19 protein-coding genes are annotated in these 20,608 nt (G+C 72.8%); 12 read left to right on the top strand and 7 right to left on the bottom strand.

Features of this window, described 5'->3' with window-relative positions; genetic code table 11:
* The first annotated feature begins 60 nt into the window (after positions 1-60).
* The gene (locus tag GJ743_RS11155; RefSeq protein WP_155051973.1) at positions 61-1,491 is read left to right on the top strand and encodes an NAD(P)H-quinone dehydrogenase; all 1,431 of its coding nucleotides are present in this window, start codon (positions 61-63) and stop codon (positions 1,489-1,491) included.
* Positions 1,492-2,001: 510 nt separating this feature from the next.
* Entirely contained in the window at positions 2,002-2,682 is a 681-nt protein-coding gene (locus tag GJ743_RS20195) for a DUF559 domain-containing protein (protein WP_155051972.1), read from the top strand.
* A gap of 159 nt (positions 2,683-2,841) precedes the next feature.
* Here GJ743_RS20195 and GJ743_RS11145 read toward each other — a convergent pair whose 3' ends face one another.
* Entirely contained in the window at positions 2,842-4,611 is a 1,770-nt protein-coding gene (locus GJ743_RS11145) for an acetyl/propionyl/methylcrotonyl-CoA carboxylase subunit alpha (protein ID WP_155051971.1), read from the bottom strand.
* Positions 4,612-4,747: 136 nt separating this feature from the next.
* Positions 4,748-5,389: a Maf family protein gene (locus GJ743_RS11140; RefSeq protein WP_155051970.1), complete on the bottom strand. Its 642-nt coding sequence runs from the start codon at positions 5,387-5,389 to the stop codon at positions 4,748-4,750.
* A 63-nt stretch (positions 5,390-5,452) separates the two neighbouring features.
* Here GJ743_RS11140 and GJ743_RS11135 point away from each other — a divergent pair, with 63 nt between their 5' ends.
* The 4 genes from GJ743_RS11135 to GJ743_RS11120 all read left to right on the top strand — a co-directional run bounded on the left by GJ743_RS11135 (position 5,453) and on the right by GJ743_RS11120 (position 9,817).
* The gene (locus GJ743_RS11135) at positions 5,453-6,808 is read left to right on the top strand and encodes a class I SAM-dependent RNA methyltransferase (protein ID WP_376861884.1); all 1,356 of its coding nucleotides are present in this window, start codon (positions 5,453-5,455) and stop codon (positions 6,806-6,808) included.
* Between the two features lie 75 nt (positions 6,809-6,883).
* Complete coding sequence (locus GJ743_RS11130; protein WP_328289076.1) at positions 6,884-7,588, top strand: response regulator transcription factor; 705 nt, start codon at positions 6,884-6,886, stop codon at positions 7,586-7,588.
* Positions 7,589-7,625: 37 nt separating this feature from the next.
* Positions 7,626-8,810 (top strand): sensor histidine kinase, encoded by a 1,185-nt coding sequence (locus tag GJ743_RS11125; RefSeq protein WP_155051968.1) that lies wholly within the window; start codon positions 7,626-7,628, stop codon positions 8,808-8,810.
* A complete protein-coding gene (locus tag GJ743_RS11120; RefSeq protein WP_155051967.1) occupies positions 8,807-9,817 on the top strand; it encodes a hypothetical protein in 1,011 nt (336 codons plus the stop codon). Before GJ743_RS11125 ends, GJ743_RS11120 begins: the two co-directional genes overlap by 4 nt.
* 348 nt (positions 9,818-10,165) lie before the next feature.
* On the opposite strand, the gene GJ743_RS11115 is transcribed toward GJ743_RS11120, so the two are convergent.
* A complete protein-coding gene (locus tag GJ743_RS11115) occupies positions 10,166-10,396 on the bottom strand; it encodes an acyl-CoA carboxylase epsilon subunit (RefSeq protein WP_155051966.1) in 231 nt (76 codons plus the stop codon).
* A gap of 8 nt (positions 10,397-10,404) precedes the next feature.
* On the bottom strand, positions 10,405-12,030 hold the full coding sequence (locus tag GJ743_RS11110) for an acyl-CoA carboxylase subunit beta (protein ID WP_155051965.1): 1,626 nt from the start codon (positions 12,028-12,030) through the stop codon (positions 10,405-10,407).
* Positions 12,031-12,143: 113 nt separating this feature from the next.
* On the opposite strand from GJ743_RS11110, the gene GJ743_RS11105 reads away from it, so the two are divergent.
* The 3 genes from GJ743_RS11105 (at position 12,144) to GJ743_RS11095 (ending at position 14,524) form a co-directional block, all read left to right on the top strand.
* Positions 12,144-12,983 carry a biotin--[acetyl-CoA-carboxylase] ligase gene (locus GJ743_RS11105; RefSeq protein WP_155051964.1) on the top strand — a complete coding sequence of 280 codons (840 nt, stop codon included), beginning with the start codon at positions 12,144-12,146 and terminating at the stop codon, positions 12,981-12,983.
* 7 nt (positions 12,984-12,990) lie between these two features.
* On the top strand, positions 12,991-13,551 hold the full coding sequence (locus GJ743_RS11100) for a PH domain-containing protein (protein ID WP_155051963.1): 561 nt from the start codon (positions 12,991-12,993) through the stop codon (positions 13,549-13,551).
* 118 nt (positions 13,552-13,669) lie between these two features.
* Entirely contained in the window at positions 13,670-14,524 is an 855-nt protein-coding gene (locus GJ743_RS11095) for a DarT ssDNA thymidine ADP-ribosyltransferase family protein (protein WP_196216984.1), read from the top strand.
* On the opposite strand, the gene GJ743_RS11090 is transcribed toward GJ743_RS11095, so the two are convergent.
* Positions 14,491-15,159 carry a GtrA family protein gene (locus tag GJ743_RS11090; protein ID WP_155051961.1) on the bottom strand — a complete coding sequence of 223 codons (669 nt, stop codon included), beginning with the start codon at positions 15,157-15,159 and terminating at the stop codon, positions 14,491-14,493. The genes GJ743_RS11095 and GJ743_RS11090 overlap by 34 nt on opposite strands.
* A gap of 66 nt (positions 15,160-15,225) precedes the next feature.
* On the opposite strand from GJ743_RS11090, the gene GJ743_RS11085 reads away from it, so the two are divergent.
* From GJ743_RS11085 to GJ743_RS11075, 3 genes are all read left to right on the top strand, one after another.
* The gene (locus GJ743_RS11085; protein WP_155052041.1) at positions 15,226-16,368 is read left to right on the top strand and encodes a 5-(carboxyamino)imidazole ribonucleotide synthase; all 1,143 of its coding nucleotides are present in this window, start codon (positions 15,226-15,228) and stop codon (positions 16,366-16,368) included.
* A 113-nt stretch (positions 16,369-16,481) separates the two neighbouring features.
* Positions 16,482-16,949: a 5-(carboxyamino)imidazole ribonucleotide mutase gene (gene purE / locus GJ743_RS11080; protein ID WP_155052040.1), complete on the top strand. Its 468-nt coding sequence runs from the start codon at positions 16,482-16,484 to the stop codon at positions 16,947-16,949.
* Complete coding sequence (locus GJ743_RS11075) at positions 16,946-18,310, top strand: LCP family protein (RefSeq protein ID WP_155051960.1); 1,365 nt, start codon at positions 16,946-16,948, stop codon at positions 18,308-18,310. The genes purE and GJ743_RS11075 overlap by 4 nt, the downstream gene beginning before the upstream one ends.
* A gap of 39 nt (positions 18,311-18,349) precedes the next feature.
* On the opposite strand, the gene GJ743_RS11070 is transcribed toward GJ743_RS11075, so the two are convergent.
* A complete protein-coding gene (locus GJ743_RS11070; protein WP_328289075.1) occupies positions 18,350-19,486 on the bottom strand; it encodes a glycosyltransferase in 1,137 nt (378 codons plus the stop codon).
* Between the two features lie 115 nt (positions 19,487-19,601).
* Positions 19,602-20,507 (bottom strand): glycosyltransferase, encoded by a 906-nt coding sequence (locus GJ743_RS11065; RefSeq protein WP_196216983.1) that lies wholly within the window; start codon positions 20,505-20,507, stop codon positions 19,602-19,604.
* Positions 20,508-20,608 lie beyond the last annotated feature (101 nt).

Below are 20,608 nucleotides of genomic sequence, written 5' to 3'. Positions count from 1 at the left end.
GCCATCCGCCCGCCCGCCCGCGTTCGCGCGCCCGCCCGCGCGTACGCGAGAATGGGGGCCATGCACACCACCTTCGAGCGCACCCAGAGGATCGCCGTACTCGGAGGTGGCCCCGGCGGGTACGAAGCCGCCCTCGCCGCCGCGCAGCTCGGGGCCGAGGTCACCCTCGTCGAGCGCGCCGGCGTCGGCGGGTCGGCGGTGCTCACCGACGTCGTGCCGTCGAAGTCGCTCATCGCGACGGCCGAGGCCTCGAACGCCGTGAAGGAGGCCGCCGACCTCGGCGTGCAGTTCTTCGCGCGCGGCGGCGACGCGAAGGCCGTGAAGCCCGAGGTCGCGATCAACCTCCAGGCCGTGAACAAGCGCCTGCTCGGCCTCGCCGCGCAGCAGTCCGAGGACATGCGCACGAACCTGCTCGACGCCGGGGTGCGCCTCGTGCAGGGCGAGGGGCGCTTGGACGGACCCAACGCGATCATCGTGGCGACGGCGAAGGGCGGCACCGACTTCGACCGCATCGACGCCGACACGCTCGTCATCTCGACCGGTGCGACGCCGCGCGTGCTCCCGTCGGCGGTGCCCGACGGCGAGCGCATCCTGACGTGGACCGAGCTCTACGCGCTGAAGCAGGTGCCCGAGCACCTCATCGTCGTCGGCTCCGGGGTCACCGGGGCCGAGTTCGCGTCGGCCTACCGTGCGCTCGGCGCGAAGGTCACGCTCATCTCGAGCCGCGAGCACGTGCTGCCCGGCGAGGACGCCGACGCGGCCGCCGTCATCGAGAAGGTCTTCAAGCGCAACGGCATGAAGGTGCTCTCGAAGTCGCGCGCCGACTCGGTCGTCGTCGACGGCGACGGGGTGCTCGCCACCCTCTCCGACGGTCGCGAGGTGCGCGGTTCGCACTGCCTCATGGCGGTCGGCTCCGTGCCGAACACGGCCGACCTCGGCCTCGAGGAGGCGGGCGTGCAGCTGGCCGAGTCGGGCCACATCCGGGTCAACCGGGTCGCCCGCACGTCGATGCCGAACATCTACGCCGCGGGCGACTGCACGACCTTCCTGCCGCTGGCCTCCGTCGCCTCGATGCAGGGCCGCACGGCCGTCTTCCATGCGATGGGCGACATCGTGAACCCGCCCGAGAACCGCAACATCACGTCCAACATCTTCACTCAGCCCGAGATCGCCACGGTCGGCTGGACCGAGAAGGAGATCGACGAGGGCGTCGTGCCCGGGACGGTCTACAAGCTCCCGCTCGCATCGAACCCGCGGGCGAAGATGATGGGGATCCGCGACGGCTTCGTGAAGCTGTTCGCCTCGGCCGGGTCGGGCGCGATCATCGGCGGCGTGATCGTGGCGCCGAAGGCGTCGGAGCTGATCTTCCCGCTCGCGCTCGCGGTCGAGCACCGGCTCACGGTCGACCAGTTCGCCGAGGCGTTCCCGGTCTACCCGTCGCTGACCGGCTCGCTCACCGACGCCGCGCGCGCGATGCACGTCGTCCGCTGACCCGGCGGCCGGCTGGCTTCTTTTCTCAGGAGTTATTCGGCGTGTCGCGAGTTTCGACGGCGTGTCTTCCTGAGAACGGCATGTAGGGCGCTCCGCGTTCCTGAGAAGGGTGGAACCGGCGCGTAGGGTTCCGGCCGAGACGCGGGCGGGCGTGCGATCGCGTGGCGGCTCTGGCGAGCGGATGCCTCGGGCGAGGCGTCTCACGGGTGGTCGTCCTCCACAGCCGCACCGCCCGCACGCGTGGTCTGCGAATGCGCGCACAGGCGGGGCCGACGCGGCCCGGCGACGCCACACTCGATCTCCGTGACTCCCTCCCCGGCAGCAGTGGTCTCATCCTTCGGAGGTATCGCCACGCGCGCGGCGATTCTCGGGGCGGGTGTCCGCGGCGTCGACGTCTCCCGGGCCGTACGTGCCGGTGAGCTCGCGCGCGTACGTCGGGCGCACTACGCAGGCCCCGAGGCATCCGCTGCCGCCGTCACCGCGGTGCGAGTCGGCGGCCGGCTGGGGTGCGTGAGCGCCGCAGCCAGCTACGGGATCTGGGCCGCTTCGACACCGGAGGTGCATGTGGCGCTGCCGGTCAACGCGGCCCGGCTCCGCACGAACCGGGCCCTGGTGCCGAGCGAGGAGCCGCTCACCTCGGATCGCCACCTCAGCGAGGTTCGCCTCCACTGGACCGACATCGCGGTCGGTGCTCGGGACGGCGAGGACGCCTGGCGGGTTCCGGTCGAGCGAGCTCTCGCCGACCTCGCCCACTGTCGGCCACGGCCCGAGGTCGCCGCCGCCTTCGAATCGGCCGTGACGCTCGGGTTCCTCGGGGTGGAGGCAGCCCGGCGATTCCTCGAGGACGCCGCACCGGATCGAGTCGGTCCGATCGTGATCGGGGGCCGCGACGGATCAGGTGTCGAGACGCTGCTCGCGATCGAGCTGCGCGAGCTCGGGGTGCCTTTCCTCCAGCAGGTGCCGTTCGACGGCGTCGGCTTCATCGACTTCCTGGTCGCTGGGCGGCTCGCCGTCGAGACCGACGGCTTCGCGTATCACGGCGATCGCGAAGCGTTCATCCGCGACCGTCGGCGCGATGAGGAGCTGCTGCGTCGCGGCATCCCGACCCTGCGGCTGGCCGCGAGCGACGTGCTCGCGGACCCGAAGGCCGCCGCGATGCGGGTCGTGCGGGCGCTCGCTGCGCTGGGATGACCCGCGGCCCACGGTCACATGGCGTGCGCGCGCGGCATCCGCATCTGCCCGGCACGGCACCGTTCTCAGGACCGATGGGGCGCAATTGCGCGGTTCTCAGGAAGAAACGCCGATGAATCAGGCGCCTCGCCGAAGAACTCCTGAGAAAAGCAGCGGTCCCTACACGTCGGCGATCGACAGGAGCAGGTGGCCGCTCGAGACGGTGGAGCCCGGCTCGGCGTTCACGAGGCCGACGATGCCGTCCTTGTGCGCGACGATGGGCTGCTCCATCTTCATCGCCTCGAGCACGAGCACGAGGTCGCCCTTGACGACCTTGTCGCCCTCGGCGACGGCGACCTTGACGACCGTGGCCTGCATCGGGGCGGTCACGGCGTCGCCGGTCGACGTGTCGACCGAGTGGTGGGCGGCCCGTCGGCGCGGAGCCGGCCCGCGGGTTCCGTTCGTCGACGGTGCGCCCGCGAGGCGCTTCGGGAGGGACACCTCGATGCGTCGCCCGTCGACCTCGACCACGAGCGCCGTGCGGGCGCCGGGGCCCTTGGTCTCGGCGAGCTCGCCGGTCCACGGCTCGAGCCGGTTGTCGTACTCCGTCTCGATCCAGCGCGTGTACACCGAGAACGGCTCGTCGCCGTCGGGCGCGAAGGCCGTGTTGCGGACGATGTCGCGGTGGAAGGGCAGCACGGTCGGCAGGCCGGCCACGTCGAACTCGTCGAGCGCGCGGCGGGCCCGCTCGAGCGCGTCCGTGCGGGTCGCGCCCGTGACGATGAGCTTGGCGAGCAGCGAGTCGAACGCGCCCGAGATCTCGTCGCCGCTGGTCACGCCGGAGTCGACGCGCACCCCGGGGCCGCCGGGGAAGCGGAGCTGGTGGATCGGGCCCGGCGCGGGGAGGAAGTTCCGGCCCGGGTCCTCGCCGTTGATGCGGAACTCGAACGAGTGACCGGTCGTGACGGGGTCGGGGTAGTCGAGGGTGCCGCCCTCGGCGAGCCGGAACTGCTCGCGCACGAGGTCGAGGCCCGTGACCTCCTCGGACACGGGGTGCTCGACCTGGAGGCGCGTGTTCACCTCGAGGAACGAGACGGTGCCGTCCTGGCCGATGAGGAACTCGCACGTGCCCGCACCGACGTAGCCGACCTCGCGCAGGATCGCCTTCGACGACTCGTAGAGCAGGCGGTTCTGCTCCTCGGTCAGGAACGGCGCCGGCGCCTCCTCCACGAGCTTCTGGTGGCGGCGCTGCAGCGAGCAGTCGCGCGTCGAGACGACGACGACGTTGCCGTGCTCGTCGGCGAGGCACTGCGTCTCGACGTGGCGCGGCTTGTCGAGGTACTTCTCGACGAAGCACTCGCCGCGGCCGAACGCGGCGACGGCCTCGCGGGTCGCCGACTCGAAGAGCTCCGCCACCTCGTCGCGCTCGCGCGCGACCTTGAGTCCGCGCCCGCCGCCGCCGAACGCGGCCTTGATGGCCACGGGCAGGCCGTGCTCGTCGACGAACTCGAGCACCTCCGCGGCATCCGCCACGGGGTTCAGGGTGCCGGGCGCGAGCGGCGCGCCGACCTTCTCGGCCACGTGGCGGGCCGAGACCTTGTCGCCGAGGCGCTCGATGGCCTCGGGCGAGGGTCCGATCCAGATGAGTCCGGCGTCGATGACGGCGCGCGCGAAGTCGGGGTTCTCGGCGAGGAAGCCGTAGCCGGGGTGCACGGCGTCGGCGCCCGAGCGGCGGGCGACCGAGAGCAGCTTGTCGATCACCAGGTACGTCTCGGCGCTCGTCGAACCGTCGAGGGCGTAGGCCTCGTCGGCGAGCTTGACGTGGCGCGCGTCGCGGTCCTGGTCGGCGTAGACGGCGACTGAGGCGAGCCCGGAGTCGCGGGCGGCGCGGATGACGCGGACGGCGATCTCGCCGCGGTTGGCGATGAGGACCTTGGTGATGCGACGCATGATGACCAAGCCTATTGGCGGATTCCCAGCCGCCTTTGGGCGGTGCACACAAAAAAGCCCTGCAGGTGTTTCGGTGACCGACAACGAACGGATGGCGCGGTGGGATGTGAGGCCGGCCGGCCCAGGCGCCGACGGGTCACCCGCCGAGGTCCCAGAGGTCGATCCAGGCCACGCCGAGTTCGCGCACGAGGTCGCGCATCGTCGACAGTGAGAGCCCCACCACGGTCGACGGGTCGCCGGAGACGGAGCGGATGAACGGCCCGCCGAGGCTGTCGACGGTGAAGGCGCCGGCGACGGCCAGCGGCTCGCCGGTCGCGATGTACGCGTCGATCTCGTCGTCGTCGAGCTCGGCGAACTCCACGACGGCCGAGGCGGCTCGCCCGACGGCCGCCTGCACCGAACCGCCGCGGTGGTCGATGACCCAGTGACCCGACCAGAGCACGCCGGAGCGCCCGTTCTGGCCCGTCCACCGCTCGCGGGCGACCTCCGGGCGGTGCGGCTTGCCATGCAGCACGCCGTCGACGAGGAACGCCGAGTCGCCGCCGAGGATCAGGCCGTCGATCGGCGCACCGTCGACGTCGCGCCCGACGATAGCCTCGGCCTTGCGCTGCGCGAGCAGCTGCACGAGCCGCTCCGGGTCGAGCGGGCCGTGCGCCGCCTCGTGCTCGGCGACCGCCGCCTCCTCGTCCACTCCCGGCGCCACGAGCAGCGGCTCGATGCCGGCCTGGCGCAGCAGCTGACGGCGGGCGGGCGAGGTCGACGCGAGGTAGAGGCGCATGCGTCCATCCTGCCGGTGCGGTGCCGCTCCCGGCCCGCATTCGGCTCGGTGTGGGATGCTCGGATGATGGCCACCTCCCGTCGTCGTCCGTCGCGCCGCCCGGCTCCCGAGGGTCGGCGGCGTCCCGCGCCGCAGCGTCCGGCCGAGCCCGGTCCCGTGCTCGAGCTCGACGTCGAGCGCATCGCCCACGGCGGCGTCGCGGTGGCCCGCCACGACGGCCGCGTGGTCTTCGTCGCCGACGCGATCCCGGGCGAACGCGTGCGGGCGCAGGTGACGGATGCCGCGCGCGACCGATTCTGGCGCGCCGAGACGCTCGAGGTGCTGGGCGCCTCGCCCGACCGCCGCGAGCACGTCTGGGCCGAGGCGTCGGTCGACCGGGCTCCGGAGGATCGCGCCGGCGGGGCCGAGTTCGGCCACATCGCCATGCGGCGCCAGCGCGAGCTGAAGGCCGAGGTGCTCCGCGACGCCCTCGCCCGCATGGGAGGTGTCGAACGGGACGTCGAGGTGCGTGCGGTCGATCCCGCGCTGGCGCCCGGCGTCGACGTCGAGGAGGGGACCGGATGGCGCACGCGCGTGCGCCTGCACGTCGACGCCGAGGGCGTCGTCGGTCCGTATGCGGCACGCAGCCACCGGGTCGTCCCGGTCGCGTCGCTGCCGCTCGCCGTCGCGGAGCTCGAGGAGATCGCCCCGCTGGCCGGAGGCGCCCGCCGCGCGGGAGCGGCGGCCGAGGCGTCCTCGATCGACCTCGTCGCACCGTCCGGCGGGCGAGCCGAACTCGTGGTGCACGCCGCGCGTGACCGCCGCCCGGAGCATCCGCCCACCGTCGTCGAGCGCGTCGGCGACCGCAGCTTCACCCTCGACCGCGGCGGGTTCTGGCAGGTGCACCGCGGCGCGGCATCGACTCTCACGCTCGCCGTGCAGGCGGCGATCGACGCCGATCGCTTCGACCCCGACGCCGAGAACCAGGACCTCTACGGCGGCGTGGGCCTGCTCGCCGCCGCGGTCGGCGACCGGTTCGGCCCGTCGACGCGCATCACGACCGTCGAGGCCGACGCGCGCGCGACCGAGCACGCGGGTGCGAACCTCGCCGACTGGGTCGGCGCGCGCGCCGTCCCCGAGCGCGTCGACCGGTACCTCGACCGGCTCGCCGGGGCGACGGATGGCGCGACGCGAGGTCTCCGCGGCGCCACCGTGGTGCTCGACCCGCCGCGCGCCGGCGCGGGGCGGACGGTCGTCGACCGGCTCGCCGAGCTGCGGCCGGCGCAGGTCGTCTACGTCGCGTGCGACCCCGTCGCGCTGGCGCGCGACGTCGCGACCTTCCGGGCGCACGGGTACGAGCTCGAGACCCTCGAGGCGTTCGACCTGTTCCCGAACACCCATCACGTCGAGGCGGTCGCCCGGTTCGCCGCTATCGTGTGAGGACGGCGGGAATCGCGTGGCCGGGCTCCGCGCGGGGCCGGCACGACAGGAGGACGGCGTGACGGGGGAGTGCGCGTGACGACGGAGACGGGCGAGGCGGAGGCGACGGCCACGACGACGGTGGCGATCGTCGACGACCACGAGGCGGTCCGGCTCGGGCTCCGTGCGGCGTGCCGGGAGGCGGGCTACGAGGTCGTCGCCGACACCGCCGATGTCCCGACGCTGCTCGCCGCGTTCGCCGACCCCGCCGTGGATCCGCCGCGGGTCGTGCTGCTCGATCTCTCGCTGGGCGACGGCTCGAACGTGACCGACAACGTGCGGGCGGTGCTCGCGACGGGGAGCCAGGTGCTCGTGCACAGCATCGCCGACCGGGTCGCAGCCGTGCGCGAGGCGCTCGCGGCGGGCGCGGCCGGGGTCATCCCGAAGTCCTCGCCGACGGCCTCGGTGATCGCGGCGATCGCGACGGTCGCGCGCGGCGACGCGCTCAACAACGTCGAGTGGGCGAGCGCGATCGAGGCCGACCGCGACTTCGCGAAGGCGCAGCTCGGGCGCCGGGAGCGCGACGTGCTGCACCTGTACGCCTCCGGACTGCCGCTGAAGCTCGTCGCCCAGCAGCTCGGCATCGCGCACTCGACGGCCCGCGAGTACCTCGACCGCATCCGTGCGAAGTACGTCGAGGTCGGCCGGCCCGCTCCGACGAAGGTCGACCTGCTGCGCCGCGCGGTCGAGGACGGCATCCTGCCCGGGCTCGATGCCGAGGCCGGGGAAGCCCGCCGCTGACTGGCGGGCGAGCCGGCTCGTCCCGCGCCGTGCGGCGGTGAGCCGCGCCCAGGTCGAGACCGTCGCGGGTCGCGCGCTGGGGGCGTTCGGGCTCGTGTTCGGCGCGCAGACCGTGCCGACGGCCATCGACCAGGCGACGCTCATGGCGGACGGCGGGGGCGTCGCGATGATGGCGGTCGTGTACGGCGCGATCGCCGCGCTCGCGGCGGCGACGTTCACGCGGGTCGCGGTACGGGCGGCCGCGCTCGCGTTCGCGGCGATCTACGTCATCGCGCTCCTGGCGTGGCCGTTCCTCGTGGTCGACACGGCCGGTATGGCCGGGCAGACGCCGTGGCTGTACTACCTGTGCACGGTCGCGACGACCGCGGCCGTGATCGCGCTCCCGGTCGCGCCGGCCGCCGCGTACACGAGCGCGGTTCCCGCGATCTACGGCGTCGTGCGGCTGAGCCCGTCCGGCGGCGGCGCCGGTGCGCTGCTCGCGGTGCTGGACACCATGTACGCCGTGATCCTCGGCATCGTGGTGCTCGTGATCATCACCATGCTCCGGCAGGCCGCGATCGCGGTGGACGCCGCGCAGGAGGCCGCGCTGGAACGCTACGACGCGGTGGCACGACGGCACGCGACGGAGATCGAGCGCGTGAAGGTCGACGCCCTCGTGCACGACAGCGTGCTGACGACGCTGCTCTCCGCGGCGGCCGCCCGCTCGCCGGCCGAGCGCGCCCTCGCGGCGCGCATGGCCGGAGACGCCGTGCGCCGGCTCGACGAGGCCGCGGTCGAGGTCCCCGGCGTGGACGACCGCGTCGCCCTCACGGTGCTCACCCGCCGCCTCCGATCCGGCGTCGCCGGCTTCTCCGCCCCGTTCATCGTGCGCGTCGACGGCGCCGACGGCGTCGAGCTGCCGGTCGAGGCGATCGACGCGCTCTCGTCGGCCGCGATGCAGGCGATGGTGAACAGCGTGCAGCACGCCGACGGCCCGATCGGGAGGGTTCGTCGGGAGCTCGAGGTCCGCGGGGTCGGGGCGGGCGGATGCGTCATCCGCGTCATCGACAACGGCTCGGGCTTCGACCCGGCCGCGGTGCCGCCCAGCCGGCTCGGGCTCCGGGTCTCGATCGAGGAGCGGATGGCGAACGAGGGCGGGTCGGCGAGGATCGACTCCGTGCCGGGTGAGGGGACGACGGTGACGCTCGCCTGGCCCGCGGGCGTGCAGGGGAGCGGCGCATGATCTCCGTGCCCCGGTGGCTGCTCATGGCGCTCGCGGCGATGTTCTCGGGCTATCACATCGTGTTGGGCGTCTCGTCCCTGTCGACGGAGGTCGCGGCCTCGCCGTGGCCGATCATCGTGGCGCTCGTGCTCTATGCGGTCGCCACCGTCCTCAGCCTGTGGCCCGCGCGGCGGGCGCGGATGCCGGACTGGCTCGCCGCGCTCGACCTCGCGGTCGGCATCGTGCTCCCCGTCCTCGTCACCAGCCAGCTCGATCCGTCGCGCGACAACGGCTACGCGACCTGGTACGTCGCGGCGGTCGGGACCCTGATGACGATCGCGGCGGCACGGCGCCAACTGGTGGTCGCGTGGGCGGGCGTCATCGTGCTCGCGGTGCAGACCGTGCTGTGGGCCGGTCCCCTCGCGCTCGGGCAGCTCGGCGTGATCGGCAGCCTCGTCTGGGTCGGCATCGCCCACATGCTCTCCGCCGCGCTCGCCAGCGCCGCCCGTGCGACGAGGCGCTACGCGCAGGCCGAACGCGAGGCGGCCGCCTGGCAGGCGGCACAGGACGCACACCTCTTCGAGGGTCGCATGCGACTCGCGCAGACGCAGCGCCTCGCCTCGCCCATGCTCCGCCGCATCGCCGACGGGGGCCACGCGCTGAGCGATGTCGAACGCGCGGAGTGCCGAACGCTCGAGGCGGCGATCCGCGACGAGATCCGCGGGCGGATGCTGCTGACCGACGCCGTTCGTGCGGCGGTGCGGCACGCGCGTGATCGAGGCGCCACCGTGACGCTCCTCGACGAGGGCGGGATCGACGAGCTCGACGAGGCCGAGCGCGACCGGATCCTGTCGCAGTTGGCCGACGTGGTCGAGCGGACCCGGGCCGAGCGGATCATCGCCCGCACGGCAGCGGAGGGTTCGCCGGTAGCCGTCACGGTCGTCGGGCTGAGCGGTGGGAACGGCGAGACGGTCGAGTCCGAGGACGCCGAAGTCGAGCTGTGGCTGGAGATCCCGCGTGCCGGCTGAGTCATCGGGCCGCACCCCGCGATGACGGGACCGGCCCGCCGTCGCGGCGAGCGGAGGGCTCCGGACATGGAAGCGGGGGGTCGGCCCCTACCGACCCCCCAGCAAGCCCGAGTCACGGCGACAACCCGAATATCGCCCTGACTCGCCCCCAGAGCGCCACCGGTTACCCAGCCGGTGACGGATACGACTCCGATGGAGTGCGTACCCCCCATCGTACGGATCCGGCGCGCCGTGCGAAGTCAGCATTTCGGGGGACATGGGGGACACGAGGGGACGGGACTCGCGGGTGCCGGAGGCATCCGCACGCGCATGTGGGGGACGTCGGAAGGCGCTCGAAGCGGACGGCGGTCAGCGTGCCGACGCCGCCCAGCGGCCCGGACCGACCTCGATGCGCGGCCGCAGCGCGTTGCGCGGATGCGACCAGTCGTTGCGCGGGGTCGGCTCGTGGTCGCCCTGCGCGTCGCGGACGGTCGCGGCGAGCACCGCGGTCACGGCGGCGGACTCCTCGGCCGTCACCTCGCGCGTGAGGAACCGGAGATCGAGGGAATCGGCGTCGCCCTCGGGGGATGCGCTGGTCATCGTGCCTCCTAGAGCGGGATGTTGCCGTGCTTCTTCGGCGGCAGGCTCGCCCGCTTGGTGCGGAGCGCGCGCAGCGCCTTCGTGACCGACACGCGAGTCGCAGCGGGCTCGATCACGCCGTCGAGCTCGCCGCGCTCCGCGGCGAGGAAGGGGGAGGCCACGTTGTAGGTGTACTCGTTGGCGAGCTTGGTGCGCACGGCCGCGACGTCCTCGCCGGCCTCTTCCGCACGCTTGATCTCGCCGCGGTACAGGATGTTCACGGCGCCCTGTCCGCCCATGACCGCGATCTCGGCGGTCGGCCAGGCGAGGTTGATGTCGGCGCCGAGCTGCTTGGAGCCCATGACGATGTACGCGCCGCCGTAGGCCTTGCGGGTGATGACCGTGACGAGGGGGACGGTCGCCTCGGCGTAGGCGTAGAGCAGCTTCGCGCCGCGCCGGATGACGCCCGTCCACTCCTGGTCGGTGCCGGGCAGGTAGCCGGGCACGTCGACGAGCGTCAGGATCGGGATGGAGAACGCGTCGCAGAAGCGCACGAACCGCGACGCCTTCTCGCCGGCGGCGATGTTCAGCGTGCCCGCCATCTGGCTCGGCTGGTTCGCGATGATGCCGACCGAGCGGCCCTCGACGCGGGCGAAGCCGACGACGATGTTCGGCGCGAACAGCGGCTGCACCTCGAGGAAGTCTCCGTGGTCGACGATGCCCTCGATGATCGAGTGCATGTCGTACGGCTGGTTCGGCGAGTCGGGGATGATCGCGTTGAGCTTCCGGTCGTCGTCGGTGATCTCGAGCTCGACCTCGGACTCGTAGACCGGCGCCTCCGACATGTTGTTGTCGGGCAGGAACGACACGAGCGTGCGGGCGTAGTCGAGCGCGTCGGACTCGTCGCTCGCGAGGTAGTGCGCGACGCCCGAGATCGTGTTGTGCGTCAGTGCGCCGCCGAGCTCCTCCATCCCGACGTCCTCGCCGGTGACCGTCTTGATGACGTCGGGGCCGGTGACGAACATCTGGCTGGTCTTGTCGACCATGATGACGAAGTCGGTGAGGGCGGGGGAGTACACGGCACCGCCCGCGGCCGGTCCGCACACGATGGAGATCTGCGGGATGACGCCGGAGGCGGCGGTGTTGCGGCGGAAGATCTCGCCGTACTTGCCGAGGGCGACGACGCCCTCCTGGATGCGGGCGCCGCCGGAGTCGAGGATGCCGATGATCGGCACGCCCGTCTTCAGCGCGTGCTCCATGACCTTGATGATCTTCTCGCCGGCGACTTCGCCGAGCGAGCCGCCGAAGATCGTGAAGTCCTGCGAGTACACGGCGACCGGGCGACCGTGGATCGTGCCGAGGCCGGTGACGACGGCGTCGCCGTAGGGGCGCTTGGCCTCCATGCCGAACGCGTGCGTGCGGTGCCGCACGAACTCGTCGAGCTCGACGAACGAGCCCGGGTCGAGGAGCTCGTCGATGCGCTCGCGCGCGGTCATCTTGCCCTTGGCGTGCTGCTTCTCGATGGCCGCCTCGCCCGAGGCCGTCACGGCCTCGTGATAGCGCTGCTTGAGGTCGGCGAGCTTGCCCGCGGTGGTGGAGAGGTCGGGGCCGTCGTTCGTCGATTCGGTCACGCCGTTCACTCTACCGGCGCCCATCCGGGCCGGTTCGTTGAGGGATTCCCACAAAAAGCCGTCGGTGCGTGGTGGTGATCGCCACCGACGCGGCGCCCTCGGACACTACCCTGAACCTCGAGGGCAGGGGAGGTCGCATGGACTGGGAGCGGTCGCGACGCGCGGTGCCGCGATTCGAATGGCTCGATTCGACCGGCTCGACGAACGACGTCGTCCGCGAGGGCGTCACCGGTGCGGATGCCGCGGGCTGGCGCCACGGCGCGACCGTCGTGACCGACGACCAGACGCACGGCCGCGGGCGGCTCGGGCGGACCTGGCTCGCGCCCACGGGGAAGACCCTCGCGATCTCCGTCCTCATCCGTCAGAGCGAGCTCCGCGGGGCGCCGCTCCCGCCCGACGCGCTCGGCTGGCTCCCGCTGATCGCGGGTGCGGCGATGACCGAGGCGGTCCGCGGCGCGCTCGCGGCGGCATCCGTCGACCGCGGCGGCGAGGAGGACGGCACCGGCGGCGTCGAGGCCTGGCTGAAGTGGCCGAACGACGTGCTCGTGTCGGGGTTCAAGGTGTGCGGCATCCTCTCGGAGCTCGTCGCCGACGATGCCGTGGTCATCGGCGCGGGGCTCAACCTCACGCTCGACGAGCACGATCTCCCGACGCTGACGTCGACGTCGCTCCAGCTGGCCACGGGCGTCCGGCCCGACGCCGACGCCGTGCTCGCCGACTACCTCGAGCGGCTGCTCGGGCTCACCGCCGACTTCGCCGACGCCGGCGGCGACCCGGTCTCGAGCGGTGTCGCCGATCGCGTGACCGCGCTGTGCGGCACGCTCGGGCAGCACGTGCGGGTCGAACTCCCCGGCGGGAGCGAACTGGTGGGCCACGCCGAGCGCATCGACCCCGACGGCCGGCTCGTGGTCCGCGATGACGAGAACGGCGACGAGCAGGCTGTCGCCGCGGGGGACGTCACGCACCTGAGGTATTAATGGGCCTATGGGGCAGACGGCCGAGGTCCCCGCGCCCGACGGCGCGGAGCACGTGGTGGCGCGGGTGCGGCGACACGGCCGCATCCTCGTGCTCCCCGCGCTGCTGCTCATCGCCGTCGCGGGGGTGACGGCCTACGCGGTGCCGTGGCTCGAGGACGGATGGCCCCGCCTCGCGGCGATCGTCGGCGGTGCGCTCATCGTGGTGCTCGGCAGCCTGCTGCCGTACCTCGGATGGCTGAGCTCGCGCACGACGATCACGACGCGTCGCGTCATCGTGCGGCGCGGTCTGTTCGTCCGGGTCCGCCGCGAGCTCTGGCACCGCACCGGCTACGACGTCCAGGTCGCACGGTCGTGGATGCAGCGGATGGCGGGCTCGGGCGACGTGCGGCTCGAGACCGGACACGAAGTGGCCGTGGTGCTCCGCGACGTCCCGGCGCCGCTCGCCGTGCAGGCCGCGCTGCACGAGCTCATGGCCGAGGCGCACGCGCTCGGCGGTCCCGCGGTCGGGCCCGCGGCCCGGCCGGCGGCGTTCGCAACGGCCGACTCGCTCCCGTGGGGCGGTCGCTGAGCGCTCCGCCGACCTGACCGAGCCCTCCCCGTGGACCCCGAACGATGGTGGAGCGCGTACTCTAGTCCGCGGCCCGCGCACGTCGGTCGGGCCGTCGGGCACGGAAGGGCGAGACCACTTGGGCGAGGAATGCATCCACGGATTCGACGAGGGTCTCTGCGCGATCTGCTCGCCCCCGCCCGAGCCCGCGGCGAAGCCCAAGCCGGCGCGTGCGACGCGCACGACCACCGGTCGGAGCGCCGCACCTGAGCGCTCCGTCGCCGGCGGCGCCGCGCCCGGGGCATCCGCCCGCTCGTCGCGATCGTCGAGCACCGCCTCGTCTGCGCCGATCGACGTGGGCGGTACGCGCATCTACCACGTGACCCACGTCGAGAACCTCGGCCGGATCCTCGGCGCCGGCGCGCTCCTCGCGGATGCGGGCGATCCGCCGGCGACGCCTGCGGTCGACCTCGCCGCCCCCGCCGCACGCCAGTACCGACGCAGCGCGAGCGTGCCCGGCGCCGACGCCACCGTGGCCGAGTACGTGCCCTTCCTCCTCAGCACCGACGCGCACGTGTGGGATGCGATCCGCACGGGCACCCCCGATCCGCGGCTCGCCGCGGGGGCCGTCGATCGGGCGGCGGCCGACCACGTCATCCTGGTCTCGTCCGTCGCGGCGGCGGCCGGTGCCCGACGTGACACCGACGGCGAGGTCGTGGTCAGCGCGACCGATGCCGCCGTCGGCGGCGCCGAGCTCGCGGCCGACTGGCCGGCGGTCTCCCGCGCGATCGTGCGGCTCACCCTCGCCGACGACGGCGAGGGGCTCCGCACGGGCGAGGTGCTCGTCCGCGGCAGCGTGCCGCTCGAGCGGATCGCGCTCATCGCGGTCTCCAACGACCGCGTGCGCGACCGCGTGCGCGCCGCCCTCAACGCGGTCGGCGCGAAGACGCGGGTGGCGGTCTACCCGCCGTGGTTCCTCGGCTCCGCCGACTGAACCGGCTCGGCGGCGCTCGCGCCGGGGGCATCCGTCGTCGCCGCGGCCGAGTCGCGACCCGTGGTCGTCGTCGTCGGCGGCTCCGATCGCTCGAGCGGCGCCTCCTCGAGGGGCGGCTGCTCGAAGAGCGCCCGCTGAGCCTCCTCGACGCGGGCGAGGTTCGACAGCCCGTCGCTCCGGTGGTGCCCGTAGACCCAGTAGCGGTAGAGCACGAACCGGAACGCCGTGCCGAGCCCGAGCCCGATCACGTTCGACGAGATGTTGTCGGCGAGCAGGCTCGTGAAGCCGAGCAGGTGGTGGCTGATCCACAGGCAGATGAGCGAGATCGCCATGCCGCCGAGGGAGACGACGAGGTACTCCGCGAACTCGCGCAGCACGTGCCGCCGGCGGTGCCGCCGGAAGGTCCAGTAGCGGTTGCCGAGCCAGTTGAACACGATGGCGACGCTCGTCGAGATCGTCTTGGCGCCGATCGCCGACTGCGCCCACGTGTCGGTGCCGAGCAGCCCCACCCGCAGTGCGTTGAAGAGCGCGACGTCGATCACGAGGCCGATGAGCCCGACGACGCCGAACTTCAGGAGGTAGGCCAGGAACCCGTGCCACGCCCGCGATGCAAGGGTGCGCAGGGTCTCGGACATCCCCCGATCCTACCGACCGCCTCGCCCTAGACTGGGATGTCGCGGCGATCGGCGCCGCGGGAACGGATGGTGCGTCACGTGCGAGTCGGAGTGATCGGCGCAGGGCAGCTGGCCCGGATGATGATCCCCGCGGCGATCGAGCTCGGCGTCGAGCTGCGGGTGCTCGCGGAGGCCGAGGGCATGGCCGCCGGGCTCGCGGCCGATCGCGTCGGCGACTACACCGACGTCGACGCGGTGCTCCCGTTCGCCCGCGAGGTCGACGTCGTCACGTTCGACCACGAGCACGTCCCCCAGGACGTGCTCCGCGCGCTCGTCGACGCGGGGATCCCGGTGCACCCCGGACCCGACGCGCTGCGTTACGCGCAGGACAAGCTGCTGATGCGCGAGCGCCTCTCCGAACTGGGCCTGCCCGTACCCGACTGGGCGCGCGTGTCGACGCCCGAGGAGCTCGACGGCTTCATCGCCGAGCACGGCGGCTCGGCGGTCGTGAAGACCCCGCGCGGCGGCTACGACGGCAAGGGCGTGCGCGTCGTGCGCAGCGCCGCCGAGGTCGCCGAGTGGTTCGCTGCGATCGCGGAGGACGGCCGCGCCGGCGCACTCCTCGTCGAGGAACTCGTCGACTTCCGCCGGGAGTTGGCCCAGCTCGTCGCCCGCCGCCCGTCGGGCGAGGTCGTCGCCTGGCCGCTCGTCGAGACCGTCCAGGTCGGCGGCGTCTGCAGCGAGGTCATCGCACCCGCGCCGCACTCCGCCGGCCGGCTGGCCGACGTCGCGGCCGACGTCGCCGTCGCGATCGCCGAGGGCCTCGGCGTCACCGGCGTCCTCGCCGTGGAGATGTTCGAGACCACCGACGACCGCGTGCTCGTCAACGAGCTCGCCATGCGCCCCCACAACTCGGGCCACTGGAGCATGGACGGCGCGACCACCGGCCAGTTCGAGCAGCACCTTCGCGCCGTGCTCGACCTGCCGCTCGGCGGCACCGGATGCCACGCGGAGTGGGCCGTCATGGTGAACCTCCTCGGCGGGCCCGCCGAGGGCACGCTCGCCGACCGCTACGCCGAGGCGCTCGCGTCGCATCCGACCGTGAAGATCCACAACTACGGCAAGGACCCGCGACCCGGCCGCAAGGTCGGGCACGTCACCGCGATCGGCGACGACCTCGACGACGCGGTCTACGAGGCTCGCGCGGCGGCCGCGGCGCTGCAGGACTGAGTCGCGCCGGGTCGCGTCCGGCGGAGCGCCGCTGCGGGGAACTCGCAGCCGGCGGCCCTAATATCGATCGGGTGATCGCAGGCAACCCCTCCACCCCGCTCGTCGGCGTCGTCATGGGCTCCGACTCCGACTGGTCCGTGATGAAGGACGCGTCGGAGCTGCTCGACGAGTTCGGCGTCCCGCACGAGGTCGAGGTGGTCTCGGCGCACCGTACGCCCGAGAAGATGATCGCGTACGGCAAGGAGGCCGCCGGCCGCGGCATCCGCGTCATCATCGCGGGCGCAGGCGGCGCCGCGCACCTGCCGGGCATGCTCGCCTCGGTGACCACGCTGCCCGTGGTCGGCGTTCCGGTTCCCCTCGCACGCCTCGACGGGCTCGACTCCCTGCTGTCGATCGTGCAGATGCCCGCGGGCGTGCCCGTCGCCACCGTCTCGATCGGCGGCGCGAAGAATGCGGGCCTCATCGCGGTCAAGATCCTCGCGACCGCCGACGACGCGCTGCGCGACGCGCTCGCCGGGTACGCCGCCTCGCTCGCGGCGCTCGTCGAGGAGAAGAACGAACGGTTGAAGTCGAGCCGATGACCCTCGCCGACAGCCCGATCCGATACCCGGACACCGGCTCGCGCCCGATCATGACGCGGCGCGGGTGGTGGCTCGTCGGACTCAACATCCTGATCCCGGGGTCGGCGCAGTCGCTCGCCGGCAACCACCGGCTCGCCCGCATCGGCCTGGGGGCGACGCTGACGCTGTGGCTGCTCGTGGTCGCCGCGTTCGTCACGTGGCTCGTCGCGCCCGCCGTCCTCTACACGCTCGCGTCGAACAGCATCGTCCTGTGGATCGTCGCGATCGCGGCCGTCTTCTACGCCGTGCTCTGGGTCGTGCTCACGTTCGACACGCTCCGCCTCGTCCGCCTGGTGAAGACCGTCCCGGCTGCGCGCGGCGGGATCGCGGCGCTCGCGATCGCGGCGATGGTGCTGGTCTCCGGCGGCGCCGCCTACGGCGCGTACGTGGCCACCACCGCGAGCGGCTTCCTGTCGTCGGTCTTCGTGGCCGGACCGAGCGAGCCGCCCGTCGACGGCCGGTACAACATCCTCCTGCTCGGCGGCGACGCCGGGCCCGACCGTGAGGGCCTGCGGCCCGACAGCATCCGCGTCGTGAGCGTGGACGCCGAGACCGGCCAGGCGGTGACGATCGGGCTCCCGCGCGACCTCGCGAACGTGCCGTTCGACGAGTCCTCGCCGCTGCGAGCCACCTACCCGGACGGGTACGGGGCGAACGGCGTCTGCGACGTCGACGTGTGCCAGCTCAACTCGATCTACACCGAGGTCGAGCTGAAGAGCCCCGAGCTCTATCCGAATGCCGTCGCCGAGGGCAGCGAACCGGGCATCGAGGCGATGCGCGATGCCGCCGAGGGCATCACGGGCCTCACGATCCAGTACTACGTGCTCATCGACATGGCCGGCTTCCAGCAGCTCATCGACGCGCTCGGCGGCGTCACGGTGAACGTCCCGCACGACGTGCCGATCCACGCGGACGAGACCTTCACGACGGTCGCCGAGTGGATCCCGGCGGGCGAGCAGCACCTCGACGGCTACCATGCGCTGTGGTACGCCCGCTCGCGGCACGGCACGAGCGACTACGACCGGATGGCGAGGCAACTGCAGATCCAGGAGGCCGTGCTCGCGCAGTTCAACGCCGCGAACGTGCTCTCGAAGTTCCAGGAGGTCGCCGCGGCGGGTTCCCAGGTCGTCAAGACGGACGTCCCGCAGTCGATGCTCGGGTACTTCGTCGACCTGGCGGGCAAGACCAGGGAGCTCCCGATCGTGGATGTCCCGCTCATCCCGGACAACGGCGTGGATCCGCTCGATCCCGACTACGAGATGATCCGGCAGATGATCCAGTCGGCCCTCGTCCCGCCGACCACGGAGCCCGAGGAGGGCTGAGGCCGCCGCCGACCGGCGGCCCCGGCGCGACCCACCGCCTCAGAGGTCGGCGTGGAGGTGCCAGACCCGCTCGGCCGCGTCGCGCCAGTCGTACGCGCGGGATCGGTCGTGCCCGGACACCGCGAGCCGGTACGCCGAATCGCGGTCCTCGACGACGCGGGTGATCGCGGAGGCGAGGCGGTCGGCGAAGCCGTCGCCGACCCCGACCGGCACGACGAGGCCGGCCCCGGCCGACACCTCGAGGTACGCCGGCGTGTCGGAGTGGATGACCGGGGCGCCGAGCGAGAACGCCTCGATGAGCTCGGTGCCCGAGTCGTCGTCGTGCGCCGGGGCGAGGTACGCGGTCGCGCCGGCGATGACCACCGCGAGGTCTTCGGGCGAGAGGTCGTCGAGGCGGTGGATGCGTCGCACGTCGACGCCGAGCTCGTCGGCGGTCTGCGCGAGGTGCTGGTCGCCCCAGCTCTCGGGTCCGATCACGACGATCGGGATCTCGGGCACGCCGCGGCGCCCCAGTGCGGTGAGGACGTCGACGAGGCCCTTGCGCGGCTCGAGCGTGCCGGCGACGGCGAGGTAGGCGTCGGGGAGGCCGAGCCTCGCGGCGCGCTCCTCGGCGTCGGACCCGACGGCGAGCCCGGCGCGGGGGGCGGTGCCGACCACGCGCACCCGATCGCCGAAGTCGGCGATCATCGAGAGGCGGTCCGCGAGGGCGTGGGTCGTGACGACGACGGCGTCGGCGTGCTTGCGAGCGCGCTTCAGCATCCCCTTCTGCCAGGCGACGGACGCGGAACTCAGCGCCTCCGGATGGGTCCAGGCGAGCACGTCGTGGACGGTGACGACGGTCTGGTCGCCGGCATCCGCGTCGTGCTTGCGCAAGGGCGCGAAGAGGCTCGTCCCGTGGATCATGCCGCCGCCGGGAGACGTGGTCAGGCCGAACTGCCACGCCGCTGCGAGCTCGCGCCGCGCGAGCGAGGACTTGTACAGGCCCGACAGGCCCGGCAGTTCGGCGTCGATGCGCGCGTAGTCGTCGGGCAGCGACGACGAGACGATGCCCTCGACCTCGCAGCCGGGCGGGGTCGCGTCGATGAGCGCACGGCCGAGGTCGCGCGTGTACCGCCCCACGGCGCCGGGCACCGGTGCGACGATCTGGTCGACGATCAGCCGGAGGGTCGTGGCCACGTCGGTCTCTCCTTCGCGATGTTCGGGATCTCGCCGGGGGAACCGGCGTGCGACGGGCCAAGACTAGCCGTGCTCCGCTCGGACGTCGCCGTGACCGCCCACAGGCGGCGCGTGCTCAGCTCCGGAGGTACCGGAGCAGTCCCGGGGGAATCGGTCCGCGGATGCGCAGCAGGCCGTGGACCCCGCCGACGACCGTCGCCACGAGGTGCTTCGTCCGCTTCGGGCCGCTCACGATCGCGTCGAACGTCGGGCCGATCTGGCGCTTGACCACCGCGAGGGTCCATCGCCGGCGGCGGATGACGTTCCGGAAGACGAGGTCGATGTTGTTCCGGATGATGTAGTACTGCCGGAACGGCGAGTGGTACTGGTACAGGTGCCCGCCGTCGCGGTGCGGCAGCGTCAGGCCGAACGGACGGAACGGAACCATCTCGCCGAGCGCGTGGGCGATGTCGGTGTCCTCGGCGACGGCGATGCGGAATCCGTGATCGCGGACGCGCAGGCAGAACTCGGTGTCGACGCAGTCGATCACGAGGCGCTCGTCGAACAGGCCCGACGTCTCCAGGCACTCGCGCGAGATGACGAAGCCCGACTGGATCGCCTCCGGGACGAGGCCGAGGCCCTCCGGCGAGTACCACGTCGGGATCGAGGGCTGGCCGTTCACGCGATCCGTGCAGACGATGCCGACCCGGGTCACGCGGTTCGCGCGCGCGAACGTCTCGAGGCACGATGCGACGTATCCCGCCGGCAGGTCGGTGTCCTGGTCGGTGTTGACGATGAAGTCCGCGCCGTCCTCGAGTGCCGCGCGGACGCCGGCGTTCAGGGCCCGGGCGATGCCCGAGTTGCGCTCGAGCCGGATGATCCGGGTGTTCTCGAGCTCCGTCGAGAGGAGCCCGAGGACACGGTCGGCGCCGGGCCCGGTGCCGTCGTCGACGACCACGAGCTCATCGACCTGCGAGGAGAGCGAACGCATGTTCCGGACGACCTCGTCGTCGGGGTGGTAGGTCGGGACGACGGCGATCACGCGAGGTGCTGGGATGGTGGCGGACGGAGCGATGGTCGTCGCCAGCGGCGCTCGGGGTGGTCGCGAACGGGGCATTAGGCTAGCTTACGTCCCGCCGTCGA

Origin of the sequence: Agromyces bracchium (assembly GCF_009709675.1) — a bacterium.
Taxonomy (GTDB): domain Bacteria; phylum Actinomycetota; class Actinomycetes; order Actinomycetales; family Microbacteriaceae; genus Agromyces; species Agromyces bracchium.
The sequence above is the reverse complement of the archived record's forward strand: the minus strand, read 5'-3'. Positions and strand labels throughout refer to the sequence as shown.